Annotated in this window: 24 protein-coding genes; 16 read left to right on the forward strand and 8 right to left on the reverse strand. The window is 61.1% G+C overall.

What is annotated here, in order from left to right; translation table 11 throughout:
- Nucleotides 1–53: 53 nt before the first annotated feature.
- A complete protein-coding gene (locus QA637_RS05480) occupies nucleotides 54–623 on the forward strand; it encodes a P-loop NTPase family protein (RefSeq protein WP_184108811.1) in 570 nt (189 codons plus the stop codon).
- A gap of 9 nt (nucleotides 624–632) precedes the next feature.
- A complete protein-coding gene (locus tag QA637_RS05485) occupies nucleotides 633–1,079 on the forward strand; it encodes a type II toxin-antitoxin system RatA family toxin (RefSeq protein ID WP_153442328.1) in 447 nt (148 codons plus the stop codon).
- Here the strand turns inward: QA637_RS05485 and QA637_RS05490 are convergent.
- Nucleotides 1,070–1,567: a CinA family protein gene (locus tag QA637_RS05490; RefSeq protein WP_153442416.1), complete on the reverse strand. Its 498-nt coding sequence runs from the start codon at nucleotides 1,565–1,567 to the stop codon at nucleotides 1,070–1,072. The genes QA637_RS05485 and QA637_RS05490 overlap by 10 nt on opposite strands.
- A complete protein-coding gene (locus QA637_RS05495; RefSeq protein WP_153442329.1) occupies nucleotides 1,567–2,781 on the reverse strand; it encodes a bifunctional 2-C-methyl-D-erythritol 4-phosphate cytidylyltransferase/2-C-methyl-D-erythritol 2,4-cyclodiphosphate synthase in 1,215 nt (404 codons plus the stop codon). The genes QA637_RS05490 and QA637_RS05495 overlap by 1 nt, the downstream gene beginning before the upstream one ends.
- A 164-nt stretch (nucleotides 2,782–2,945) precedes the next feature.
- Here QA637_RS05495 and dusB point away from each other — a divergent pair, with 164 nt between their 5' ends.
- The 9 genes from dusB (at nucleotide 2,946) to hflX (ending at nucleotide 14,481) form a co-directional block, all read left to right on the forward strand.
- The gene (gene dusB / locus QA637_RS05500) at nucleotides 2,946–3,974 is read left to right on the forward strand and encodes a tRNA dihydrouridine synthase DusB (protein WP_153442330.1); all 1,029 of its coding nucleotides are present in this window, start codon (nucleotides 2,946–2,948) and stop codon (nucleotides 3,972–3,974) included.
- Nucleotides 3,971–5,128, forward strand: a complete 1,158-nt coding sequence (locus QA637_RS05505) for a two-component system sensor histidine kinase NtrB (protein ID WP_153442331.1) — start codon at nucleotides 3,971–3,973, stop codon at nucleotides 5,126–5,128. Before dusB ends, QA637_RS05505 begins: the two co-directional genes overlap by 4 nt.
- Nucleotides 5,125–6,579 (forward strand): nitrogen regulation protein NR(I), encoded by a 1,455-nt coding sequence (gene ntrC / locus QA637_RS05510; RefSeq protein WP_153442332.1) that lies wholly within the window; start codon nucleotides 5,125–5,127, stop codon nucleotides 6,577–6,579. The genes QA637_RS05505 and ntrC overlap by 4 nt, the downstream gene beginning before the upstream one ends.
- Nucleotides 6,580–6,784: 205 nt before the next feature.
- Nucleotides 6,785–9,058: a sensor histidine kinase NtrY-like gene (locus tag QA637_RS05515; protein ID WP_153442333.1), complete on the forward strand. Its 2,274-nt coding sequence runs from the start codon at nucleotides 6,785–6,787 to the stop codon at nucleotides 9,056–9,058.
- Nucleotides 9,048–10,412, forward strand: coding sequence for a two-component system response regulator NtrX (gene ntrX / locus QA637_RS05520; RefSeq protein ID WP_153442334.1), 1,365 nt, complete (start codon nucleotides 9,048–9,050; stop codon nucleotides 10,410–10,412). Before QA637_RS05515 ends, ntrX begins: the two co-directional genes overlap by 11 nt.
- Before the next feature lie 57 nt (nucleotides 10,413–10,469).
- Entirely contained in the window at nucleotides 10,470–11,846 is a 1,377-nt protein-coding gene (gene trkA / locus QA637_RS05525; RefSeq protein ID WP_153442335.1) for a Trk system potassium transporter TrkA, read from the forward strand.
- A 13-nt stretch (nucleotides 11,847–11,859) separates the two neighbouring features.
- A complete protein-coding gene (locus QA637_RS05530) occupies nucleotides 11,860–12,723 on the forward strand; it encodes a D-amino-acid transaminase (RefSeq protein WP_153442336.1) in 864 nt (287 codons plus the stop codon).
- Nucleotides 12,724–12,834: 111 nt separating this feature from the next.
- Nucleotides 12,835–13,077 carry an RNA chaperone Hfq gene (gene hfq / locus QA637_RS05535; protein ID WP_003535434.1) on the forward strand — a complete coding sequence of 81 codons (243 nt, stop codon included), beginning with the start codon at nucleotides 12,835–12,837 and terminating at the stop codon, nucleotides 13,075–13,077.
- A gap of 6 nt (nucleotides 13,078–13,083) precedes the next feature.
- Nucleotides 13,084–14,481, forward strand: a complete 1,398-nt coding sequence (gene hflX, locus QA637_RS05540; RefSeq protein ID WP_184108813.1) for a GTPase HflX — start codon at nucleotides 13,084–13,086, stop codon at nucleotides 14,479–14,481.
- Between the two features lie 24 nt (nucleotides 14,482–14,505).
- Here hflX and mazG read toward each other — a convergent pair whose 3' ends face one another.
- The gene (gene mazG / locus QA637_RS05545) at nucleotides 14,506–15,339 is read right to left on the reverse strand and encodes a nucleoside triphosphate pyrophosphohydrolase (protein ID WP_153442337.1); all 834 of its coding nucleotides are present in this window, start codon (nucleotides 15,337–15,339) and stop codon (nucleotides 14,506–14,508) included.
- A 3-nt stretch (nucleotides 15,340–15,342) separates the two neighbouring features.
- Nucleotides 15,343–15,930 carry a deaminase gene (locus QA637_RS05550; RefSeq protein ID WP_153442338.1) on the reverse strand — a complete coding sequence of 196 codons (588 nt, stop codon included), beginning with the start codon at nucleotides 15,928–15,930 and terminating at the stop codon, nucleotides 15,343–15,345.
- A 230-nt stretch (nucleotides 15,931–16,160) separates the two neighbouring features.
- On the opposite strand from QA637_RS05550, the gene cysG reads away from it, so the two are divergent.
- From cysG to QA637_RS05575, 5 genes are all read left to right on the forward strand, one after another.
- Complete coding sequence (cysG, locus tag QA637_RS05555; RefSeq protein ID WP_153442339.1) at nucleotides 16,161–17,621, forward strand: siroheme synthase CysG; 1,461 nt, start codon at nucleotides 16,161–16,163, stop codon at nucleotides 17,619–17,621.
- Between the two features lie 11 nt (nucleotides 17,622–17,632).
- Complete coding sequence (locus QA637_RS05560) at nucleotides 17,633–17,947, forward strand: DUF2849 domain-containing protein (RefSeq protein ID WP_184108815.1); 315 nt, start codon at nucleotides 17,633–17,635, stop codon at nucleotides 17,945–17,947.
- Nucleotides 17,948–17,961: 14 nt separating this feature from the next.
- The gene (locus tag QA637_RS05565) at nucleotides 17,962–19,635 is read left to right on the forward strand and encodes a nitrite/sulfite reductase (protein WP_283064270.1); all 1,674 of its coding nucleotides are present in this window, start codon (nucleotides 17,962–17,964) and stop codon (nucleotides 19,633–19,635) included.
- Nucleotides 19,636–19,650: 15 nt separating this feature from the next.
- Nucleotides 19,651–20,151, forward strand: coding sequence for a DUF934 domain-containing protein (locus QA637_RS05570; RefSeq protein ID WP_153442342.1), 501 nt, complete (start codon nucleotides 19,651–19,653; stop codon nucleotides 20,149–20,151).
- Between the two features lie 144 nt (nucleotides 20,152–20,295).
- Entirely contained in the window at nucleotides 20,296–21,108 is an 813-nt protein-coding gene (locus QA637_RS05575) for a ferredoxin--NADP reductase (protein ID WP_153442343.1), read from the forward strand.
- 138 nt (nucleotides 21,109–21,246) lie between these two features.
- Here the strand turns inward: QA637_RS05575 and QA637_RS05580 are convergent, their stop codons facing one another.
- The 4 genes from QA637_RS05580 to QA637_RS05595 form a co-directional block, all read right to left on the reverse strand.
- Entirely contained in the window at nucleotides 21,247–21,864 is a 618-nt protein-coding gene (locus QA637_RS05580; RefSeq protein ID WP_153442344.1) for a GntR family transcriptional regulator, read from the reverse strand.
- Between the two features lie 245 nt (nucleotides 21,865–22,109).
- The gene (locus tag QA637_RS05585) at nucleotides 22,110–22,886 is read right to left on the reverse strand and encodes an amino acid ABC transporter ATP-binding protein (RefSeq protein WP_153442345.1); all 777 of its coding nucleotides are present in this window, start codon (nucleotides 22,884–22,886) and stop codon (nucleotides 22,110–22,112) included.
- Between the two features lie 13 nt (nucleotides 22,887–22,899).
- Nucleotides 22,900–24,054, reverse strand: coding sequence for an amino acid ABC transporter permease (locus tag QA637_RS05590; protein WP_153442346.1), 1,155 nt, complete (start codon nucleotides 24,052–24,054; stop codon nucleotides 22,900–22,902).
- A 4-nt stretch (nucleotides 24,055–24,058) separates the two neighbouring features.
- On the reverse strand, nucleotides 24,059–25,252 hold the full coding sequence (locus QA637_RS05595; RefSeq protein ID WP_283064271.1) for an amino acid ABC transporter permease: 1,194 nt from the start codon (nucleotides 25,250–25,252) through the stop codon (nucleotides 24,059–24,061).
- Nucleotides 25,253–25,285: the final 33 nt, after the last annotated feature.

Below are 25,285 nucleotides of genomic sequence, written 5' to 3' on the forward strand. Positions count from 1 at the left end.
ACAAGATAGCCGCGACGTCGCATCGTCGCGGCTCTTTTGTTTGGGGGGCGAGAGTGGCTGACGATTCGACGGACACGGCGGAGGCTGCATCGATTCTCTCGAAGGCAAGACGTGTGTTGGTCATCGGCTGCTCGGGTGGTGGCAAGACGACGCTGGCCCGCAGACTTTCTGAACACTGTGACCTCCCGTTCGTTTCGATGGACAGAGAATTCTTTTGGCTGCCCGGATGGATTTCCAGGACGCGGGAGGAACAAAGAAACCTCATCGTCGCCAAGGTGGCCGAAGCGCGGTGGGTCATGGACGGGACCAACCCGACGACCTTCGATCTGCGATTACCCCGCGCCGACATCGTGCTCTGGGTGAGGATGCCGCGCTTGCTATGCCTGATAGGGGTGACGCGGCGTTGGCTGAAATGGCGTGGGGCCTCACGGCCGGAAATGGCCGAGGGATGTCCGGAGCGGGTGAGTTGGGAGTTCGTCCGCTACATCTGGACATTCGAGCGCAAGTTCGTTCCTCGCATCGAGAACGGCCTGCGGGAGCACGGGCCTGGCGTCCCAGTCCTGCAGATAAGAAGCCGGGCACAAATGCGCACACTGCTTGAACTTCTCGCAGCACGCGCTTAACTGCAAGTCATGCCGCACTTCGAAACAAACCATGTCGTCAAGCACTCGGCCGATCAGATGTTCGATCTTGTCGCCGACGTCGAGCGCTATCCGCAGTTTCTGCCGCTTTGCGAGGCTTTGAGCGTGCGCTCACGCAAGGAGCGCGATGGCAAGGTATTGCTGCTGGCCGACATGACGGTCGGTTACAAGGCAATTCGCGAGACCTTCACGACCCAGGTTCTGCTCAACAAGTCCGCGCGGACGATCGATGTCAGTTATATCGACGGACCATTCAAATATCTCGACAACGGGTGGCGCTTCGAGCCGACCAGCGACAAGCTGTCGATCGTACATTTTGACATCGATTACGAATTCAAGAGCAGGCTTCTTGGCGCCTTGATGGGCTCCATGTTTGACCGGGCATTCCGCATGTTTTCCGAAGCCTTCGAAATGCGCGCCGACGAGGTCTACGCTTGATGAGAGATGGCTTCGATGAGCTCGAACGCGGTTCTGACCGCTGACATTCGAACCACGTCGCGGCCGACGTCGCCATAGCGCATCTCCCGGTGAAGCGTCGCGCCATTCCGGCTCGCTGCCGCGAAGTACACGAGCCCTACCGGTTTCTCCACCGAGCCACCGCCGGGGCCGGCGACCCCCGTTACGGCGACGGCAATATCCGCCCCTGAATGGGAGACGGCGCCGCGTGCCATTTCGACGGCGGTCTCGCGCGAGACGGCGCCGTGGGCGGCAAGCGTCGCGAGTTCGATCCCAAGCATCTGTATCTTCGCGTCGTTGGAATAGGTGACGAAACCGCGGTCGACGACGAGCGACGAGCCGGCAACTTCCGTCAACGCACCCGCAATCAGGCCACCGGTACAGGACTCCGCCGTCGCGAGCTTCAGGTTGCGTGCGGTAAGATCCGTGATGATCTCCCGCGCTTTCTGCTCTATATCGGCCGGCCACATCATGGGTTCCTCCCCGGAGTATAGACGACCGTTGCCGTGGCGATTGCCGCGATGCCTTCGTTGCGGCCGATGAAGCCGAGCTGTTCGTTGGTGGTCGCCTTGATCGAGCAGCGGTCGATGGTGACGCCGAGCATTGCTGCTAGGTTCTCTCGCATCTGCTGGCGGTGCGGCCCGACCTTGGGCGCTTCGGCGATCAGCGATATGTCCGCATTGGTGATGATGCCGCCACACTCCCGCACGATCCGCGCCGCGTGCTCCAGAAAGATGCGGGACGGCGCGCCCTTCCACTGCGGATCCGACGGCGGGAAGTGATCGCCGATATCGCCGGCGCCGCAGGTCGCGAGAAGCGCGTCGGTCAGTGCATGGAGCGCGACGTCGGCATCCGAATGGCCGGAGAGTTTGCGGTCGTGCGGGATGAATACGCCGCAAAGGGTGACGCCGTCGCCTTCGACGAGTTGGTGGACATCGTAGCCATTGCCGGTGCGCACGTCGGGAATCGCGCTGCCTTTGAGCCTTTCGTCCGCCATCGAAATATCCCTCTGCAAGGTTAGCTTGATGTTGTCCACCATACCCTCGACGAGGACAACGGGAATACCGGCCCATTCGGCAATGGAGGCGTCATCAGTAAAATCCGCTCGCGCATCAGCCTTGGCGGCGCGGTGCGCGGAGAGAATCGCCTCCAACGTGAAGCACTGCGGTGTCTGTGCCGCATAGAGGTTACTCCGCGCGACCGTCTCCTGCACGACGCCATTTGCGCCGGCCCGCTTCAATGTGTCCGCGACCGCGATCGCCGGCAGGACCGCATCGGCACCGCTGAGCAGTGCTAGACGGCAACGATCGAGCAGGGCGTGATCTGCAAACGGGCGCACCGCGTCGTGGATCATCACGTACTTGGCCCCGGCAGCAGCAATAGCCTCCAGGCCTGCAAGGACCGAAAGTTGACGTGTCGCTCCTCCGTGTACCACGGTCAAATCGGCTGGCCTGGGCACGTGCTTCAGAGCCGCGGCAAGCAATTCCGCATCGTCCGGGTGGATGACGATGACGATCGGTCCCGTTCCCGCCCATGTCGCGAAAGTGTCAAGCGTATGCGCGATAACGGGGCGGCCGCCGATCGCACGGTACTGCTTCGGCCCCTCGGCCGATTGGCCGGCGCGCTCGCCGCGGCCGCCCGCGACGATGACGATACCACAGGAGAACTGTTCTTCAGGCTGCATCTTATGTATGTGGTCCCGAATTTCGCCGCTCTTCGCCGTGATCTACCGCGAAGGCCCCGCCATTGCCAGCCCGGCCGTTACCGGCCATGCGGGGAATTTTGTCGAAGGCGTGGAAATCGCTTGGCAAGCCGAATAACAATGTCTAAAAATAGTGCAAGAAGAACATGTGCCTGAAAGATATGCATTTGCCACCATCGGCCCTGTCATCCTCGCTCCGGATCGGGAAAGTTGAAATCCGCAACCGGGTGGCGCTCGCGCCGATGTCGGGGGTGACGGACTTGCCTTTCCGCACGCTCGCCTGGCGCTTCGGCGCCGGATTTGTGGTGACGGAAATGGTCGCCAGCCGCGAACTGGTCTGCAACGCCGCCGAATCCTGGGTGCGGCTGAAGAACTCCGGCATCGAACCGCATATCGTCCAGCTCGCGGGCCGTGAGGCGCACTGGATGGCGGAAGCTGCAAGGATCGTCGAGGCGAACGGCGCCGACGTTGTCGACATCAACATGGGCTGCCCGGCCAAGAAGGTGACCGGCGGCTATTCCGGTTCGGCACTGATGCGCGACCCAGATCATGCCTTGTCGCTAATCGAAGCGACCGTCAGGGCTGTTTCGGTGCCGGTTACGCTGAAGATGCGCCTCGGATGGGATGAAAATACAATCAATGCTCCATTGATCGCCCGGAGGGCCGAAGAGGCGGGTGTGCAGGCCATCACGATCCACGGCCGCACCCGGATGCAATTTTACAGCGGCAAGGCGGATTGGGACGCGATCCATGCGGTACGTGATGTCATCTCGGTCCCGCTGATCGCCAATGGCGACGTCGATACGGTGGCGGACGCCACCGAAATCCTGCGCCGGTCGGGTGCGGATGCCGTGATGGTCGGGCGCTCATCGCAGGGACGGCCATGGCATGCCGGTGTTCTCGCCGGCACGCGTCTTCACCCCGATGCATCGGAGATCGCGCAAATCTTCGCCGAGCACTACGCCATGATGCTCGAATTTTATGGGCTTCAGATTGGCCTCCGGCACGCCCGCAAGCATGTCGGCTGGTACATCGAGCGTTTCGCGCCGGACCTCTCGTCCGGGGACAAGGCGGCGATCCTGACGTCAACCGATCCGGCTCTGGTTAGTGATCGCGTCGCCGCCGCGATCGCGAATCGCGATGTCGCACCGGCTAATGAGGAGATGGCGGCATGACGGACAAGGCAATGGCAATGGAGCCGACAGGAGATGCGAACGATCTTTCCATGGCGGTGCTGAACGCGATCCAGAACCCCGTCATCCTGGTCGATGAAAGCGGCCTTGTGGCCTTTGCCAATTGGGAGGCCGAGTCCTTCTTCGGCGCTAGCGCCAATCACCTCGCCCGCCACAATATCAGCGCCTTCATTCCATTCGGCAGTCCGCTCCTGACTCTGATCGACCAGGTCCGCGAGCGACGGGCGCCCGTAAACGAATACCGGGTCGATCTGAGTTCGCCGCGCCTCGGCGCCGACAAGCTCGTCGACCTCTATGTCGCGCCGGTTCTTTCGACGCCAGGATCTGTGGTCATCGTCTTCCAGGAGCGCTCGATGGCCGACAAGATCGATCGGCAATTGACGCACCGAGGCGCTGCGCGATCAGTGACTGGTCTCGCCTCGATGTTGGCCCACGAGATCAAGAACCCGCTCTCCGGCATTCGCGGTGCCGCGCAGCTTCTCGAGACGTCCGTCAATGACGAGGACCGGGCGCTGACGCGGCTGATCTGCGACGAGACGGACCGCATCGTATCGCTCGTCGATCGTATGGAGGTCTTCTCTGACGAGCGGCCTGTTGATCGCGTTCCGCTCAATATCCATTCCGTGCTTGATCACGTGAAGGCGATCGCCAAGGCCGGCTTTGCCCGCGGGATCAAGATTTCGGAGAACTACGATCCGTCGCTGCCACCAGTTTATGCCAATCGCGACCAGCTTGTTCAGGTGTTCCTCAATCTGATCAAGAATGCCGCCGAGGCGATCGGCGATCGTGCGGATGGCGAGATCATCCTGACGACGGCCTATCGCCCCGGCATTCGCCTTTCGGTTGCCGGCACCCGCGAAAAGATCTCGTTGCCGCTGGAGTTCTGCGTGCACGACAATGGACCGGGCGTGCCCACGGATCTGCTGCCGCATCTTTTTGACCCCTTCATCACCACGAAGACCAACGGCTCGGGCCTCGGCCTGGCGCTCGTCGCCAAGATCATCGGCGGCCACGGCGGCATCGTCGAGTGCGACAGCCAGCACAACCGCACCACCTTCCGCGTTCTGATGCCGGCGTCCAAGGGACTGGCGGCCGATGATGACGAAATTCCGATGACAAAAGGAAACATTGCATGACGGCAGCTACGATCCTCGTCGCGGATGACGACGCCGCCATCCGCACCGTGCTCAACCAGGCCTTGAGCCGCGCCGGCTATGATGTGCGCATCACCTCCAATGCGGCGACGCTGTGGCGCTGGATTGCTGCCGGCGACGGCGATCTGGTCGTAACTGACGTCGTCATGCCGGACGAGAACGCCTTCGATCTCCTGCCGCGGATCAAAAAGGCGAGGCCGGATCTGCCCGTGCTCGTGATGAGCGCGCAGAACACGTTCATGACGGCTATCAAGGCGTCCGAAAAGGGAGCCTACGACTACCTGCCGAAGCCCTTCGATCTGACGGAAATGATCGGCATCATCGGCCGGGCGCTCGCCGAACCAAAGCGCCGTCCCTCCAGGATCGACGACGATTCACAGGACGGCATGCCGCTCGTCGGTCGCTCGGCCGCCATGCAGGAAATCTACCGCGTGCTCGCGCGGTTGATGCAGACCGACCTGACACTGATGATCACGGGGGAATCGGGAACCGGCAAGGAACTGGTCGCGCGAGCCTTGCACGACTATGGCAAGCGCAGGAATGGCCCCTTCGTCGCGATCAACATGGCGGCGATCCCGCGCGACCTTATCGAATCGGAGCTGTTCGGGCACGAGAAGGGCGCCTTTACCGGCGCCCAGACCCGCTCTACCGGCCGTTTCGAGCAGGCCGAAGGCGGGACGCTCTTCCTCGATGAAATCGGCGACATGCCGATGGACGCCCAGACCAGGCTGCTGCGCGTGTTGCAGCAGGGCGAATACACAACGGTTGGCGGGCGAACGCCGATCCGTTCAGATGTGCGGATCGTCGCCGCGACGAACAAGGATCTGAAACAGTCGATCAATCAAGGGCTTTTCCGCGAAGACCTCTACTATCGCTTGAACGTCGTGCCGCTGCGCTTGCCGCCGCTGAGAGACAGAGCGGAGGATATCCCGGATCTTGTCCGCCATTTCGTTCAGCAGGCCGAAAAGGAAGGGTTGGATGTCAAGCGTTTCGACCAGGAAGCGCTGGAACTGATGAAGACGCATCCGTGGCCCGGCAATGTGCGAGAGCTCGAAAATCTCGTGCGGAGGCTGACGGCGCTCTATCCACAGGATGTGATCACCAAGGAGATCATCGAGAACGAGTTGCGTTCCGAGATTCCTGACAGCCCGATCGAGAAGTCGGCGACCCGTTCGGGGTCGATGTCGATCTCCCAGGCGGTCGAGGAGAATATGAGGCAGTATTTTGCCAGTTTCGGCGATGCCCTGCCGCCGTCAGGCCTCTATGACCGGGTGCTCGCGGAGATGGAATATCCATTGATCCTCGCAGCCCTGACGGCGACCCGCGGCAACCAGATCAAGGCCGCCGACCTCCTCGGCCTCAACCGAAACACGCTGCGCAAGAAGATTCGCGAACTTGGGGTCTCCGTCTACCGCAGCTCACGCAGTGCTTGACTGAGATGCAACACCGTTGCATTTTCGCCACAATGCGTTGCTTGAACGTCCGATAGTCGATTCGTTGCGTCGTCATTGGAGACGACCCAACCGATCGAGGCACGCCGATGCTGTTTGGGGTTGGGCGTTACGGTCAGTTTCTTTGACCCGCTAAAGTTCGCGTTTGCCGGCGCCGTCGGGCGCCGGTTTGGGGGAAGCGTTTTACATGGTGGACGGAATGGCCCTGCCATTGGGCACAGAGGACAGGGTCGCAACTGTCCAGGATCGGCGGGCGTCCTTCGCGCTGCCCGGATTGATGCTCGCCACCGGCGCGCTGATCTGTGCCACCTTGTCGCTGCTCGTTCTTCTCGGCCTGACACCCATTCGGCCGGAACGAAACATCGTCATTGCCTGCGCGGGCGTCAACGGCGTCTTCGTTGTCGGTCTGATCTACCTGATCGCGCGAGAAATCCTCAGACTGCTGCGGGCGCGCAGCAAGGGAAGAGCGGCGGCACGGCTGCATGTGCGCATCGTCGCGCTATTTTCCATCGTCGCGATAACGCCGGCCATTCTGGTCGCAATCTTTGCCAGCATCACGCTTGATGTCGGGCTCGATCGCTGGTTCTCGCTGCGCACCCAGGCGATTGTGCGCTCGTCGCTGAACGTTGCGCAGGCTTACGTCCTCGAGAATGCGAGCTACCTGCAAGGCCAGACAGTATCTATGGCCAACGACCTCGAGCGCAACCGGCAGCTTTACAGCCTCGATCGCACCGGCTTCACCGAATTGATGACGCGGCAGGCGAGGGGGCGCGGCATGCTTGGTGCCTTCCTGGTGCGCGCTGACGGTAGCGCCATCCTTCAAGCCAATATCTCGACGGAAAAGCCGCTGCCTGCCATTCCTGCCGATGCGCTCAAAAGCACGGTTTCCGGCCAGCCGACGCTTATTCCTCCCGGCGTGACCAACCTCGTCGGCGCTGTCATTCCGCTCGACAATATACCGGGAACCTATCTCTACACGGTTCGCAACGTCGATCCCGAAGTGATGCGTTCGATGCGGCTGATGGAGGAGAACACGGCCGAATACAAGGCCCTTGAAGCGGGGCGCACCTCGCTTCAGATCGCCTTCGGCGTGCTCTATATCGGCTTTGCCCTCATCGTTCTCTTGGCGGCGATCTGGACGGCGATAGCCGTTGCCGACCGTATCGTGCGGCCGATCCGGCAACTGATCGGCGCCGCAGACAGCGTTGCATCCGGCAACCTCGATGTGGTCGTTCCGGTGCGCGCCGTCGATGGCGACGTGGGCAACCTGTCGCGCACCTTCAACAAGATGGTCACCGAGATCCGCACGCAGCAGCAGCAGATCCTGGTAGCGAAGGACGAAGTGGACCAGCGCCGCCGCTTCATCGAGGCGGTGCTTTCCGGTGTCACCACGGCGGTTATCGGCGTCGGCAAGGATCGTCGCATCACGATTGCCAATCCTTCGTCGGAAGAGTTCCTGCGGAAGTCGGCGCCGGGACTGCTGGGCGCAAGCCTGAGCGAGGTCGCGCCGGAGATCGACGCGGTGCTGATCGAGGCGGAAAGCCGCTATCGCAACGATTACCGCAAGCAGATCAATATTATGCGCGGCGGGACCGAGCGCACGCTGAATGTCCAGGTGACGCGTGAGGAAGGCGACGAGTCGCATGGTTCCTACGTCATCACCATCGACGACATCACCGATCTGGTGATTGCGCAGCGGTCTACCGCATGGGCCGACGTGGCCCGCCGCATCGCGCACGAGATCAAGAATCCGCTGACACCGATCCAGCTTTCGGCCGAACGTCTGCGGCGCCGTTACGGCAAGCAGATCGACCAGCAGGACCGGGCGGTATTCGACCAGTGCACGGATACCATCGTGCGCCAGGTGGAGGACATCGGCCGGATGGTCGACGAATTTTCCGCCTTTGCGCGGATGCCGAAGCCGACGAAGGAAAAATCCGATCTGCGATCGATCCTCAAGGATGCCGTCTTCCTTCGCGAGATGGGCAACAACCACATCACCTTCGTCCGCGACTTCGGCGACGAGCCGCTCGAAGGCCAGTTCGACGGCCGCATGCTCGGCCAGGCCTTCGGCAACATCGTCAAAAACGCGGTAGAGGCGATCGAGGCAGTCCCTGCCGGAACGTCGCGGGGGGCGCCGACCATCGTCGTCCGCTCCCGCCGCGAAGGCGCTTCCGGCCGCTTCGTTGTCGATGTGATCGACAACGGCAAGGGGCTGCCGACAGAGAACCGGCACAGAATTCTGGAGCCATACATGACGATGCGCGAAAAGGGCACCGGTCTCGGTCTCGCAATCGTCAAGAAGATCATCGAGGACCATGGCGGACAATTGGAACTGCACGACGCACCGGTCGATTTCGACGGCGGCGTCGGGGCAATGATCCGCGTGATCCTGCCGCCTGCCGGCGAAACCGGGGGCGAAGGTACTGTAAAGGACAAGGGTAATACCAATGGCGGCTGATATTCTGGTTGTGGACGATGAGGAGGATATCCGGGAGATCGTCTCGGGGATCCTGTCGGACGAAGGTCACGAGACCCGGACGGCTTTCGACAGCGACAGTGCGCTTGCGGCGATCAACGATCGCGTGCCGCGATTGGTCTTCCTGGACATCTGGATGCAGGGCAGTCGCCTCGACGGACTGGCGCTGCTCGACGAGATCAAGAGCCGCCATCCCGACCTGCCGGTGGTGATGATTTCCGGTCACGGCAACATCGAAACGGCCGTTTCCGCCATCAAGCGCGGGGCTTACGATTTCATCGAAAAACCGTTCAAGGCCGACCGGCTGATCCTGATAGCCGAGCGGGCGCTGGAGAATTCCAAACTCAAGCGCGAAGTCTCGGAATTGAAGAAGAAGTCCGGCGATCCGGTAGAACTCATCGGAACATCCGTCGCCGTGTCGCAGTTGCGGCAGACGATCGAGAAGGTGGCGCCGACCAACAGCCGGATCATGATCCAGGGACCTTCGGGTTCCGGCAAGGAACTCGTGGCGCGCATGATCCACCGCAAGTCAACGCGTGCATCCGGACCGTTCGTTGCGCTGAACGCCGCGGCGATCACCCCGGATCGCATGGAAGTCGCGCTTTTCGGTACGGAAGGCACTCCCGGCCAGCCGCGCCGCACAGGCGCGCTCGAAGAAGCCCATGGCGGCATTCTTTATCTCGACGAAATCGGCGAGATGCCGCGGGAAACGCAAAACAAGATCCTGCGTGTGCTGGTCGACCAGCAGTTCGAGCGTGTCGGTGGTTCCAAGCGCGTCAAGGTGGATGTGCGCATCATCTCCTCGACCGCCTACAATCTCGAGAACATGATTTCCGAGGGGCTTTTCCGCGAGGACCTGTTTCACCGGCTGGCGGTGATTCCGGTACGCGTTCCGGCCCTTGCCGAACGACGCGAGGACATTCCATTCCTTGTGGATATGTTCATGCGCCAGGTGAGCGAGCAGGCCGGCATCCGCCCGCGCAAGATCGGCGAGGACGCGCTCGCCGTTCTTCAGGCGCATGATTGGCCGGGCAATATCCGCCAGTTGCGCAACAATATTGAGCGCCTGATGATCCTCGCCCGCAGCGATGGGCCAGATACGCCGATCACCGCCGACATGCTGCCGACCGAGGTCGGGGACACCCTGCCCAAGATTTCCGCACAGGGTGACCAGCACATCATGACCTTGCCGTTGCGCGAGGCCCGTGAAATGTTCGAGCGCGATTATCTGATCGCTCAGATCAACCGATTCGGCGGAAACATCTCGCGCACGGCGGAGTTCGTCGGAATGGAACGTTCCGCGCTTCATCGCAAGCTGAAGTCGCTGGGCGTCTGATCCGGGGGCGGCTCGCGGCGTGTTTGCCGCTGTAGCTTGTGGAATGAAGGAACGGCGATGAAAGTGGTCATATGCGGCGCTGGACAGGTCGGCTACGGGATTGCCGAGCGCCTGTCACAGGAAAACAACGACGTCTCGGTGATCGATACGTCCGCCGCGCTGATCGCCCATATCACTGAAACGCTGGATGTGCGCGGCTATGTCGGCCACGGCGCGCATCCGGATGTGTTGGCGAGAGCCGGTGCCGACCAGGCTGACATGATCATCGCTGTCACATTGTACGACGAGGTCAATATCGTGGCCTGCGAGGTAGCGCATGCGATCTTCAATGTGCCGACCAAGGTCGCCCGCATTCGCGCACAGAACTATCTCGCACCGGAATATTCGGACCTCTTTTCCCGGGAGAATGTCCCGATCGACGTGACGATTTCGCCGGAAATCGAAGTGGGCCGTCTTGTTCTTCGGCGTATTTCCTTCCCGGGTGCCACCGATGTGGTCCGCTTCGCCGAGGATCGCATCGCCATGATCGCGATCGAGTGCATGGAAGACTGCCCCGTTGTGGACACTCCACTACAGCAGTTAAGCGAGCTTTTTCCGGATCTTCTGGCCACCGTTACGGGTATCTTCCGAAACGGAAAACTGATCGTTCCGCATTCCTCCGATCAATTGCAGACGGGCGATCTCGCCTACGTCGTTTGCGACCGGGACCATGTCCGCCGCACGCTGGGGCTTTTCGGACACGAAGAGCAGGAGGCGCGGCGGATCATCATCATGGGCGGCGGCAATATCGGCTATTTCGTCGCGCGCATGATCGAGGAGCAGCAGCCCCGGATGCGTGTCAAGCTCATCGAGAATGATCGCGACCGGGCCGTGCAGCTGGCCGACAAGCTGAACAACACCGTCGTCCTGCATGGCTCGGCCATGGACCAGAGGATCCTGATGCAGGCGGACGTTCAGGATGCCGATCTCGTGGTCGCCCTCACCAATAACGATCAGATCAACATTCTCGGCAGCATGATGGGCAAGCGGCTGGGCGCGAAGTCGACGCTGGTGCTGATCAACGAGCCGGCTTACCAGGATTTCGCCGGCACGGCCGGTGTCGATGCGCATATCAACCCGCGAGCCGTCACCATCTCCCGCGTCCTGCAGCATGTCAGGAAAGGCCGCATCCGATCGGTCTACGCGGTGCAGAGTGGCCAGGCAGAAGTGATCGAGGCCGAAGCACTCGAGACCTCGCCGATGGTCGGCAAGGCCCTGCGCGAGCTCGAATTGCCGGAGGGGATCCGCATTGGAGCGCTCTATCGCGACAGGACTTTCATTCGGCCTGACGGCAATACGAGGATAAAGGCGAAGGATCGCGTCGTGCTTTTTGCAGCCGCCGACGCGGTGCGTCATGTCGAACAGCTTTTCCGAGTCAGCATCCAATATTTCTGAGGTCTCGCCCCAAATGCCGCGAATTGCTTATGTCAACGGCGCCTACGTGCCGCATTCCGAAGCCGCCATTCACGTCGAAGATCGCGGCTACCAGTTCGCGGACGGAGTCTACGAGGTTTGCGAGATCCGTCACGGCTTCATCGTGGACCTCAGTCGGCATTTGGATCGCCTGGACCGATCGCTCAGGGAATTGCGGATCGCCTGGCCGATGAGCCGAGCGGCGCTGATCCACGTCATTCGCGAGGTATCGCGCAGGAACCGGGTGCGCAACGGGCTTTTCTATCTGCAAGTGACGCGGGGCGTGGCACGGCGCGATCATGTCTTCCCGGCAAACGACACACCACCATCACTCGTCGTCACGGCCAAGCGGACGGATGCCACCGCAATCGCGAAGAAGAATGCGGACGGGATCGAGGCGATCACGGTGCCGGAAAATCGTTGGGATCGGGTCGACATCAAGTCAGTCGGCCTTCTGCCGAACGTGCTTGCGCGCCAGAAGGCGAAGGAACTCGGAGCTCAGGAGGCAATTTTCGTCGATACCGACGGCCTCGTCAAAGAGGGAGCGGCGACCAATGTCTGGATCGTTGATGGCGACGGAACCCTGCGCACGCGTCCGGCGGAGCACGGCATCCTGCGCGGCATAACGCGCACGACGCTGATGGACGTGGCGAAGGCGCTTGGCCTGAAGATCGAGGAAAAGGCGTTTTCGGTGGAGGAGATGTACGCTGCGCGCGAAGTCTTCGTTACTGCCGCGACGAGCATCTGTTTTCCGGTCGTTTCCGTCGACGGCAAGACGATCAGCAATGGTCATCCGGGAAGCATAGCACAGAATATTCGCGAGGCCTTTTTCGACATTGCGGAAAAGACATTGATTTGATACCAAACTTGATGGGGTGTCGGGGACGGATACTGTGACGCCTCAAAACGCAGAATCTGACAAAAATGCACCGGCGCCAAAAAGGCCGGCAAATAAGAAAGAAGCGGCGCGATGGCGGAACGTTCTCAAAACTTGCAGGATCTCTTTCTCAATACGGTCCGCAAGCAAAAGATTTCATTGACCATTTTCCTGATCAATGGCGTCAAATTGACAGGCGTGGTCACATCTTTTGACAATTTCTGTGTATTGCTGCGCCGTGACGGCCATTCTCAGCTCGTCTACAAGCACGCCATCTCGACAATCATGCCGGGTCAGCCGCTGCAGATGTTCGAGAACGAGGAAGCCGCATCCTGACGGAACGTGAGCAACATTACCAAGCGTGATTCAAAATCGTCGTCGATCATCCCGGAGCTGGAACGGCTCCGCGATGACATGCGCGCGGTCGTCGTCGTTCCCGTTCTGAAGAAGACGGGAAAGGCATCGGCCGAGATTGTCTCTGCGCCGGTGACGCGCTCCGACGAAAGTCGCCTGGAAGAGGCAATGGGCCTCGCCCTTGCCATTGATCTCGACGTGGTGCACGGAATGATCGTTCCGGTTGCCCAGCCGAAGCCGGGAACCTTGCTCGGCAGCGGCAAGATCGAGGAGATCGGCCATGTCCTGGACGAGAAGGATGCCGGGCTGGTAATCATCGATCACCCGCTGACGCCAGTCCAGCAGCGCAACCTCGAGAAGGAATGGAACGCCAAGGTCATCGACCGGACGGGCCTCATTCTGGAAATCTTCGGGCGGCGCGCCTCCACCAAAGAAGGTACGCTTCAGGTCGATCTCGCGCATCTCAACTATCAGAAGGGCCGGCTGGTCAGAAGTTGGACCCACCTTGAACGCCAGCGCGGCGGCGCGGGGTTCATGGGCGGCCCCGGTGAAACCCAGATCGAAGCCGACCGTCGGTTGCTGCAGGAAAAGATCGTTCGACTGGAGCGTGAACTGGAGCAGGTGCGCCGCACCCGTCAGCTTCATCGCTCGAAGCGCAAGAAGGTGCCGCACCCGATCGTGGCACTGGTCGGTTATACGAACGCCGGCAAATCGACGCTCTTCAACCGGATGACCGGTGCGGGCGTGCTGGCCGAGGACATGCTTTTCGCGACGCTCGATCCGACGCTCAGGCGTCTGAAGTTGCCGCATGGGCGCATGGTCATTCTATCCGACACGGTCGGTTTCATCTCCGATCTGCCGACGCACCTTGTCGCAGCCTTCCGGGCGACGCTTGAAGAAGTGCTCGAAGCGGACCTGATTCTGCACGTGCGCGACCTATCCGATGCAGACAACCAGGCACAGGCGAGCGATGTGCTGCGCATCCTTGCCGACCTCGGCATCGACGAGAAGGAAGGCGCCGAGCGCATCGTCGAGGTCTGGAACAAGATCGACAAGCTCGAACCGGAGATGCGCGAAGTGCTCGTGAAAAAGGCAGCAAGCACGCCGAACACGGTCGCCGTCTCTGCGGTCACCGGCGAGGGCGTCGATCACCTGCTCGCCGAGATCGGCCGCCGTCTTTCGGGCGTCCTGACAGAGTGCACGGTCGTGCTCGGTCTCGACCAGTTGCAGCTACTGCCTTGGGTCTATGAGCATTCGATCGTCGATGGCCGAGAGGACCTTGAAGACGGAAGGGTCAGCCTCGACTTAAGGCTGACGGAGGGTGAGGCCGCGGAGCTTGAACGGCGGCTCGGCAACGGACCGAAACCGGTCGAAGAGGACTGGTGACCGGTCTAACGTAGCGGCATGCCGTCACGTCAGTTGGCGCTCGATCGCCTTTGCCGCCTGCCACAGCTCTTCCATGCGCTCCAGAGAAGCGGCATCAAGCGTCTCTCCGCCGGCTTCCAGTTCCTGTTCGATGTGGCCAAAGCGGCGGCGGAACTTGGTATTGGTGCCGCGGAGCGCCATTTCCGGATCGGTGCCGACGTGGCGGCCGATATTGACGACGGCGAAGATCAGGTCACCGAGTTCATCGGCCACCTTTCGCTGGTCTCCATCCTTCAAAGCCTGCCGCAATTCAGTGATCTCCTCCTCGATCTTGTCGAGGATGGGCTCGGGCTTCGACCAGTCGAAGCCGACCTTTGCCGCGCGTTCCTGCAGCTTCAGCGCTTCGACCAGCGCCGGGAAGCTGCGTTGCACGGAGCCGAGGTGGCCGGCATCGGCGTCCTGCGGCAGGCCTAGTCGCATCCGGCGCTGCCGCCGGTCCGCCTTTTCCGCTCGCTTGATCTCATCCCATTGCAGCCTGACCGCCTCGGGTGTTTCGGCGTCGGAGCGGGCGAAGACATGCGGATGGCGACGGATCATCTTGCGGGTCACGGCTTCGACGACATCGCCGAAGGAGAATTCACCGGCTTCTTCCGCCATGCGGGCGTGAAAGACCACCTGCAGGAGAAGGTCGCCGAGTTCATCGCAGAGATCGTCCATGTCGTGGCGCTCGATCGCGTCGGCGACCTCATAGGCTTCTTCGATCGTGTAGGGCTTGATCGTCTCGAAGGTCTGGACGATGTCCCAAGGGCAGCCTGTGTCCGGCTGGCGGAGCGCCGCCATGATGTCGAGCAGGCGTTGAATGTCGCGAGAAGGTTCCATGGCTCAGTTCAGCGGTATGGCGTTCTGGTCCTTGCCGGCCTGATAGTGCTCAGACAGGCGGCGATAACGCTCGCGGATGCGCGCGTCCTGCGCGGCGAGCCTTTCCTTTGTCTGGTGGTCGGCGTCGCCCGTCAGTGCCGCAATCGACGCAGATTTCCAGAAGGCGTTTTCCTGTGCATAGCCGCCCGGGTCCAGCCGGAAGACTTCCTTCAGGATCTTCAGGTCGTGAGGGATCGAGAAGCTGTCGCGCGAGTCCTCGTGGCTAAAGAAGTAGTAGAAATTGTCGAACCCCGCCCAGGTGATCGCGGAAAGGCACATGGAGCAGGGCTCGTGGGTCGAGAGGAAGATCAGATCCCGCGTATCAGGCTTGTCGGCCATCTCGTAAAAGCGCTTCAGCGTATGGACCTCGCCGTGCCACAGCGGATTTTCGGTCTCATTGTTGGTCTCCGCAAGCACCAGCGAAAGATCGGACTTGCGCAGGATTGCCGCGCCGAACACCTTATTGCCGGCAGCAACACCCTTTTCGGTCAGCGGAAGGATGTCTTTCTCGATTACCGTCAAGAGGCGTTCGGCCAAATCCGATTGTCTCATCTTCTGTGCTCTCTGCGAATATCGGCGGCATTTAACGGAGGTCGGCCCGCCAGCGCAATGGCCAAGCCGGGCGTGGCGCCGGTGTGTCACCGGAGATATTTACTCAAAATGGCTGACTGTCGAGCAAAACAATACGTGGCCGGAAAAGCATTGAAATTTCTGTTTCTTCAATTGTTACCGGCTATGGGGGATATTCGCCGCAGCCTGTAGAAGGAGCCGTTCTCTCAGTGATGTCGCAGCAACTGTCCTATTTTCCGACATTTTTTAGCGTCGCGCAGAAGCGCGTGGCGGTGTTCGGCAATGGGGATGAGGCCTTCGCGAAGGTGCGGCTGCTCTTGAACACTGAAGCGCGCATCGCCGTTTACGCGGATGCGCCGGAGGCTGCCTTCGAGACATTCCTTGAGACAAACGGCATCGAGATCGTCCGAGAAACCTTTGCCGCGCATCAGGTTGAGGGCGCGGTCCTGGTGTTCGCGGCGACTGGCGATGCATCTGCCGACCGGGCTATCGTTGCCGCGGCGCGGGAGAGGAAAATCCCTGCGAATGCCGTCGATCAGCCGGACCATTGCGATTTCCTGACGCCGGCACTGGTCAATCGGGCTCCGGTCGCCGTGGCGATCGGAACCGAAGGGGCCGGACCCGTACTGGCGCAGATGATCCGCGCGCAGATCGACCAACTGCTTTCCCCGTCGCTCGGTCTGGTCGCGTCTTTGGCAGCGAGCTATCGCGATGCAGTCGAGCGACTTGTGCCGCGCGGTGTTGCGCGCCGCGTCTTCTGGCGGCGGTTCTTTTCGGGGCCGGTTGCTGACCACGTGGCGCTTGGCGACGTCGCCTCGGCGCGCCGCGAGGCGTCGCGGCTGCTCGATGGCGCCGGTCGCGTCCCCGGGCACGTCTGGCTGGTTGGCGCCGGTCCGGGTGCCGAGGATTTGCTGACGCTTCGCGCGCAGCGTGTGATGATGGAAGCCGATGCGATCGTCTACGATGCGCTCGTGCCGCAGGCGATCGTCGACATGGGGCGCCGCGACGCAGAGCGCCTTTCGGTCGGCAAGCGCAAGGGCTGCCACACCAAATCGCAGGACGAAATCAATCAGTTGCTGGTGAAGCTTGCCGGCGAGGGTAAGCGTGTCGTTCGGCTGAAATCCGGCGATCCGCTGATCTTCGGTCGAGCTGGCGAGGAGATGGCTGCCCTGCGGGAGGCCGGTATCAGCTATGAGATCGTCCCCGGCATCACCTCCGCATTTGCGGCAGCGGCAGACTTCGAACTGCCATTGACCTTGCGCGGCGTTGCGTCGTCGCTGGTATTCACCACCGGCCATGACCTTGCCGGCGATGTGCTGCCCGATTGGGCGCGGCTTGCCGTTTCGGGCGCGACGATTGCGGTTTATATGGGCCGCACCGTCGCCGCTTCGGTTGCCGCGAGGCTCATGAAAGCGGGCCTGCCCCAGGAGACCACAGTGGCCGTGGTCGAGAATGCCAGCCGTGCCGAACGGCGGCTGCTGCACGGGATTCTTCGCGACCTGCCTGACCTGGAGACGCGCACGGAACTCGACGGTCCGGTCATGGTGATCATTGGCGACGCGGTTGCGGGTGCCAATTTCGGCCGGTCTGAACCGCTTGCTGCCGGGCGGCGGCAGGGCAGCGAGGCCAAGGACGCTTCTGGCGCGAAACGCGCCGAACAGATTTCGAATTGAGGACGACGCGAATGGTGGACAAGGTCTTGACGGCAAACCGACTGGCGGATGGTATTTCCGTCTGGCTCGACGCCTCCGGCAATTGGGTGGAGTCGCTGCAGGATGCCTTCGTCGCCCGCCATGCCGAGGCCGTCGCGGCGCTCGAAGCGACCGGTAAGCGCTCGTTCGACGAGAATAGCGTCGTGGACGTCAACGTTGTCGACGTCGAGGAAGTCGACGGCACGCTTCGCCCGTTGCGCATGCGCGAGCGGATCCGCGCCGAGGGCCCGTCGATCGCCTATGCTCCGGGATATCATGGGCTTTCCGGCCCGAAATTTGCTGCCTGAGGACCTGAGACCCTATGTACCGTTACGACGAATTCGATCACGCCTTCGTTTCTGCCCGTGTCGAGCAGTTCCGCGATCAGGTCCAGCGGCGGCTGTCCGGTGAACTGGCCGAGGATGCCTTCAAGCCTCTGCGCCTGATGAACGGCGTCTATCTGCAGTTGCATGCCTACATGCTCCGCGTCGCCATTCCCTATGGCACGCTGTCGAGCCGGCAGATGCGCATGCTCGCTCATATCGCCCGCAAATACGACCGGGGCTATGGCCATTTCACCACGCGCCAGAACATCCAGTATAACTGGCCGCGTCTTTCCGACACGCCGGACATCCTCAACGAACTCGCAAGCGTCGAGATGCACGCTCTGCAGACCTCGGGCAACTGCATTCGCAACGTGACGGCGGATCATTTTTCCAGTGCGGCTGCCGATGAGATTGCCGATCCGCGGCCCTATGCAGAGATTCTCCGTCAGTGGTCGAGCGTCCACCCGGAATTCTCATTCCTGCCGCGCAAGTTCAAGATCGCGGTAACTGGCGCCGAGCGCGACCGTGCGGCGATCCAGGTGCATGATATCGGCTTGCATCTGAAGAAGGACGAGAATGGCAGGCTCGGCTTTGCCGTCTATGTCGGCGGCGGGCAGGGCAGAACTCCGCTGATCGCCAAGAAGATCCGTGACTTCCTGCCGGAAGAGGATCTGCTCTCCTACACGACGGCGATCATGCGCGTTTACAACCTCTATGGCCGCCGCGACAACAAGTACAAGGCGCGCATCAAGATTCTGGTGCATGAAACCGGTGCCGAGGAGCTTGCTCGCCAGGTGGAGGTCGAGTTCGCCAAGCTCAAGGACACGGAGCTGAAGCTGCCGGATGCCGACATCCAGGCGATTTCTGCCTATTTTGCGCCGGCAACCCTGCCGAACCGCGCCGAAGGCTGGGGCAATCTCGCCCGCTGGAAGAAAGCCGATCCGGAATTCGCGCGCTGGGTTCAGCAGAACGTGCAGCCGCACAAGCATCCGGACTATGGCATGGTGACCATTTCCCTGAAGCCGATCGGCGGTATTCCGGGCGATGCGAGCGACGCACAGATGGATGCGGTTGCGGACATTGCCGAGGAATATGCCTTCGACGAGATCCGCGTCAGCCACGAGCAGAACCTGATTCTGCCGCATGTGGCGCTCGCCGACCTGGAGCCGGTCTACCGCGCTCTGGTCGCGGCAGGCCTCGCGACGGCCAATGCCGGGCTGATCACCGACATCATCGCCTGCCCGGGCCTGGACTATTGCGCACTCGCCAATGCGCGCTCGATCCCGGTCGCTCAAGAGATTTCGAACCGCTTCGGTTCGCCTGAGCGCCAGGCAGAAATCGGCGAGCTCAAGATCAAGATCTCCGGCTGCATCAATGCCTGCGGACACCATCACGTCGGCCATATCGGTCTTCTGGGCGTGGAGAAGAAAGGTGCGGAGCTCTACCAGATCACGCTTGGCGGGTCCGGAGACGAGAACACGTCGATCGGTGAAATCATCGGCCGCGGTTTCGAGCCGGAAAAGGTGACCGATGCGGTCGAAACGATCGTCGACACCTATCTCGGCCTGCGCCGGGACAAGACGGAGACCTTCCTGGAGGCTTATCGCCGGGTTGGACCGCAGCCGTTCAAGGATGCGCTCTATGGCGGCAGTGCTCAGGAAGCCGCTTGAGGCAGGGACGAGAACATGACGAAGATTTGGAAAGAAACGGGCTTTGTGAACGATGACCCCTGGGTCGTCGAGACGGAAGAAAACAAAGCCGGGTCGAACGAAAAGGCGATACTTGGCCTGGACGCCTTCATCGACGCGGTCTCCGCCGGCGATGCACGCGAGCTGGGCGTACTGATCGCGCCCGCCAACGACGTCACGCGGCTGGCGCCTTACCTCGACCGAATCGCGCTTGTTGCCGTGGCGTTTCCAGCTTTCAATGACGGTCGCGCCTTCAGCCATGCGTCGCGGCTTCGTTCGCAGCTTGGCTTTGAAGGGGAAGTCCGGGCGGTTGGAGACGTACTGATCGACCAGATCCCGCTGATGCTGCGTTGTGGTATCGACAGTTTCGCGGTGACGAATGCGACGGCGATCAAGCGGCTCTCGGAAGGGCGCTTGCCCGGCATCACCAATCACTATCAGCCGACTGCCAGGCCGTCTTCGGACGCCAAATCCTACAGTTGGCGGCGCGTTTCTTAAAAAATGTACCCCGCGACAGTGTGAAGCAAGCCGAAATCCTCGAAAGCGACTATATTTGGAAGGGATTTCCTTTCAATCGAGTGCGGGTTGGAATATCCGCTCATACTTGATAGACAGGGTCATCATTACAGGACTGTAGCCACGATGAATGCTCCGGCAAAAACGGAAGATTTCGCGATCCAGGCACCAGCAGGTGTCTTTGTCGAGACGGTCACGAGTGTTGCGCATTACACGGACCGGCTCTTCCGCTTCCGTATGACGCGTCCGCAGGAGTTCCGTTTCCGCTCCGGCGAGTTCGCGATGATCGGCCTCATGGTTGGTGACAAGCCCATCTATCGCGCCTATTCGATTGCGAGCCCGGCATGGGACGAGGAACTCGAGTTCTTCTCGATCAAGGTTCCGGACGGCCCACTGACGTCGCATCTGCAGAAGATCAGACCGGGCGACCAGGTCCTCATGCGCAAGAAGCCGACCGGCACGCTGGTGCTTGACGCGCTGGTGCCGGGTCGCAGGCTTTACATGTTCTCGACGGGCACCGGGATCGCCCCCTTCGCGAGCCTTATCCGCGATCCGGAGACTTACGAGAAATTCGAGGAAGTCATTCTTACGCACACCTGCCGTGACGTCGCCGAGTTGAAATATGGCTTCGACCTCGTGGACGAGATCCGCAATCATGAGTTCCTGAACGAGATTGTCGGCGACAAGCTTCGCCACTATGCGACGGTGACGCGCGAGGACTATCCGTTCAAGGGGCGGATCACGGACCTGATGACCAACGGCAAGTTCTTCGCGGATCTGGGCTTGCCGCCGCTTGATCCAGCGATCGACCGCGGCATGATCTGCGGTTCCACGGCAATGCTGAAGGACACCAAGGAAATTCTGGAAGCTGCCGGGTTGACGGAAGGCGCGAACAACAAACCCGCCGAATTCGTCATCGAGCGCGCGTTCGTCGGCTGACATCTCCGCGGCCGAAATATCGTGAATCAACAAAGAGGCGTGTCCCCGGGATGCGTCTCTTTTCGTTTGTGTCCGCGGAGCGCGCCCGTGGGAGCGACGTGCTCAGCAACTTTCTGTTACGAGAATGCAGGGATGACCTCAAGCCGTCGCCAGATAATCCATCAGCCCGGACATGGCATTGGCGGCGCCGTCGCCGTCTGCCGCCTGGATCGCGCGCATCACCCTGACATGGCGCTCCACCGATCCCTTCATCTTTTCCGGCGCGGCTGACGCAACCCATAAGCGGCGCGCGTGGGTCTGCAACGGCGCGAGCGCCGCCGTCAGAAACCTGTTCGGACAGGCGTCCTCCATGATCTCGTCGAACATCTTGTCGGCGACGAGAAAACCCTCCATGTCGCCCCGGTCCGAACACGTTGTCATCGTCTGCTCGCAGCCGTTGATCGCCTGCCGGATTTCAGGGGACGCGTTCTGCGCCACAAGCGCGGCTGCCAGCGGTTCCAGCCTTTGCCGCGTCTGCATCACATGAGCACGATCCTCGGGCCGGATCGTGGTGATCTGCAGTCCCACCCGCGCACGAATGTCGATCAGCCCCTGCCAGGCAAGTTTCTGGATCGCTTCTCGGACGGGAGTGCGGCCGTGCTCGGCAAGTTCGATGAGTTGACGCTCGGTAACCAGCGACCCAGGCTTGAGCTTCAATGTGACGATGAGGCGTTCGAGTGCGAGATAGGCGAGGTGGGCCTGGGATTGGACTGGCATGAGCATCCCGCTGGTTCTGATATATCAGAAATTGGCACAGATTCAGAATCGTCGCAAGCAAGACGATATATCAGCGTCAAGGGTCAATTCGCCGGCCGAGAGCAGTTGCTGCCGCGGGCGGCCTGCCGGTACGCCGCACCCTTCCCGGACCTCACGCCAACTCACAAGGGCCGTGCGGCGACGGTGAAAGGGAACGGCCCGCCAGTTGCTGGCGGGCCGTGATCGTTCGACTCACATTATCGATATCAGTGCAGGATCTGGCTGAGGAACAGCTTGGTGCGCTCGTGCTGCGGATGGTCGAAGAATTCGGCCGGCGAATTCTGTTCGACGATCTGGCCCTGATCCATGAAGATCACCCGGTTGGCGACCTGGCGGGCAAAGCCCATTTCGTGGGTTACGCACAGCATGGTCATGCCTTCCTCGGCGAGGCCGACCATGGTGTCCAGCACTTCCTTGATCATTTCCGGGTCAAGTGCCGATGTCGGCTCATCGAAGAGCATGATCTTCGGATTCATGCAGAGCGAGCGGGCAATCGCGACGCGCTGTTGCTGGCCGCCCGAGAGCTGACCCGGATACTTGTGTGCCTGCTCGGGGATCTTGACGCGCCTGAGGAAATGCATCGCGATTTCCTCAGCCTGCTTCTTCGGCATCTTGCGGACCCAGATCGGCGCGAGCGTGCAATTTTCCAGGATCGTCAGGTGCGGGAAAAGGTTGAAGTGCTGAAAGACCATGCCGACTTCGCGTCGGACTTCGTCGATCTTCTTCAGGTCGTTGGTGAGTTCGATGCCGTCGACGACGATCTTGCCCTTCTGGTGCTCCTCGAGGCGGTTGATGCAGCGAATCATCGTCGACTTGCCGGAGCCCGACGGGCCGGCGATGACGATGCGCTCGCCGCGCATGACCTTAAGGTTGATGTCGCGCAGCACGTGGAAATCACCGTACCACTTGTTCATGTTGGTGATTTCGATCGCGACATCCGTCGTCGAGACGGTCATCTTCGATGCGGTGGCGGTGTTTGCCATATGTTTCCCCTTTTTATCTTTGGCTTCTGTCGAGCACGCGTTCCATGAAGCCTGAATAGCGCGACATGCCGAAGCAGAAAAGCCAGAATACGAATCCCGCAAAAATCAGGCCGCTCACCGGTGTAACCGCGGAAGCCCAGTTCGTATCGCTAAAATTCAGGCGGACGATACCCAGTAGATCAAACATGCCGATGATCGAGACAAGCGACGTGTCCTTGAACAAGCCGATGAAGGTGTTGACGATCCCCGGAATCACCAGCTTCAGCGCCTGGGGCAGGATGATAAGGTTCATCTTCTGCCAGAAGCTGAGGCCAAGCGAATCGGCGCCTTCGTACTGTCCCTTCGGAATGGCCTGCAATCCGCCCCGCACGACTTCTGCCATGTAGGCGGAAGCGAAAAGCGACACGCCGATCAAGGCCCGCAGGAATTTGTCGAAGGTGACACCTTGCGGCAGGAACAGCGGCAGCATCACGCTTGCCATGAACAGCACCGTGATAAGCGGAACGCCGCGGACCACCTCGATGAAGACGGTGCAGAGCATCTTGATCACCGGCATGTCCGATCGTCGCCCGAGCGCCAGCAGAATGCCGAGCGGCAGTGAGACAGCGATCCCGACGAAAGACAGGGTGAGGGTGACCAGGAGGCCGCCCCAGAGTGGCGTCTCCACATAGATGAGGCCGAACCAGCCGCCCGGCAACAGGACCATCGCGATGATCGGCAGAACGACCAATAGCAGGACGGCGTTCAACCCCTTGTACGGCATCTTCGGCATCAACATCGGCACGAGGAAGAGCACGAACAGGATGCCGACGAGTGCGGGGCGCCAACGTTCGTCCATTGGATAGCGCCCGAAGAGAAATTGGCTGAATTTCGCATTGACGAACGCCCAGCAGGCGCCGCTCCACCCGTCCGGCTGGGAGCCGCCTTGTGTGACCGTCGCGCAGACGCCACGGCCGCCGCCTGTCCAGGCGGCGTCGATGAAGAGCCACTGTATCGCAGGCGGCACCAGCCATGCCAACACCAAGAGGCTGATGATGGTGAGGGCAGTGTCCTTCGGCGTGGCAAAAAGATTCTTCCTGAGCCAGAAGACAATGCCGCTTTCCAACACCGGAGCCGGTGAGGCTTCGACCATCGACGCGCGAACGAAACTTGCTTCGTGTGTGGTCATCGTCTCACCTTTCCACCAGTGCCATGCGGGCGTTGTACCAGTTCATGAACAGCGAGGTCGCAAGGCTGAGGGTGAGATAGACGATGAGCCAGATGCTGACCACTTCGATCGCCTGCCCGGTCTGGTTAAGGATGGTCCCGCCGACAGCGACGAGGTCGGCGTAGCCGACGGCAATTGCCAGAGACGAGTTCTTGGTGAGGTTGAGATATTGGCTCGTCAGCGGTGGAATGATGATTCGCATCGCCTGTGGCACGACGACCAGTCGCGTGGTCAGTCGCGGGCGGATACCAAGCGCGTGGGCCGCTTCGGTCTGCCCTTTTGAAATCCCGCGGATACCTGCGCGGACGATCTCCGCGATGAAGGCCGCCGTGTAGAAGGAAAGCGCGAGGTAGAGCGACATGAACTCGGGTCCCACGACCGAACCGCCCGTAAGGTTGAACTTGCCGGCAATCGGGAGGTCGAAGGTGATCGGTGCGCCCGTAGCGAGGAATGTGATCAGCGGCAGGCCTATGACCAACCCGAGCACCGTCCACAGCACCGGAAAGCGCTGGCCGGTCGCCGCCTGTCGCTGGTTGGCATAACGCGCGACGAGAAAGCTCGCGGCAACGGCAATAAGGAACGCGAGGATCGTATACTCAGCCCCTTCTCCGAGGACGGGCCTCGGGAAGGCCACGCCGCGATTGCTGACAAAAACGTTCAAGGGCAGGGCAAGCGCCTCTCGTGCCTGCGGCAACACTGCCAGAACGCCGCTGTACCAGAAGAAAATGACGAGCAGAGGAGGGATGTTGCGGAACACCTCGACATAGGCCAGCGACAATTTGGCGATGATCCAGTTGTGCGAGAGCCGCCCGATGCCGACGACGAAGCCGATGATCGTCGCGGTGATGATGCCGGTGATCGCGACGAGCAGCGTATTGACGAAGCCGACGACAAGCGCACGGCCATAGGTCGAATCGCTGGTGAACGCGATAAGCGATTGCCCGACGTCGAAGCCTGCGCGGCTTCTCACGAAGCCATATCCCGATGCGATATTCGCGCGCCTAAGGTTCTCAATCGTGTTGTCGACGATCCAATAGATGAAGACCGCGAGGATGATGATGGTGACTGCCTGATAGAATATGCCGCGCACCTGGGGGTCGTTGATGATCGATCCCGAGGACTTGCTCTTTTCAGGCGCATTCGTGACGCCAATGGCCATACAATGCCTCTTTCCCCAATCCGCCCTTTCCGG

The sequence above is a fragment of the Sinorhizobium terangae genome (assembly GCF_029714365.1).
Taxonomy (GTDB): domain Bacteria; phylum Pseudomonadota; class Alphaproteobacteria; order Rhizobiales; family Rhizobiaceae; genus Sinorhizobium; species Sinorhizobium terangae.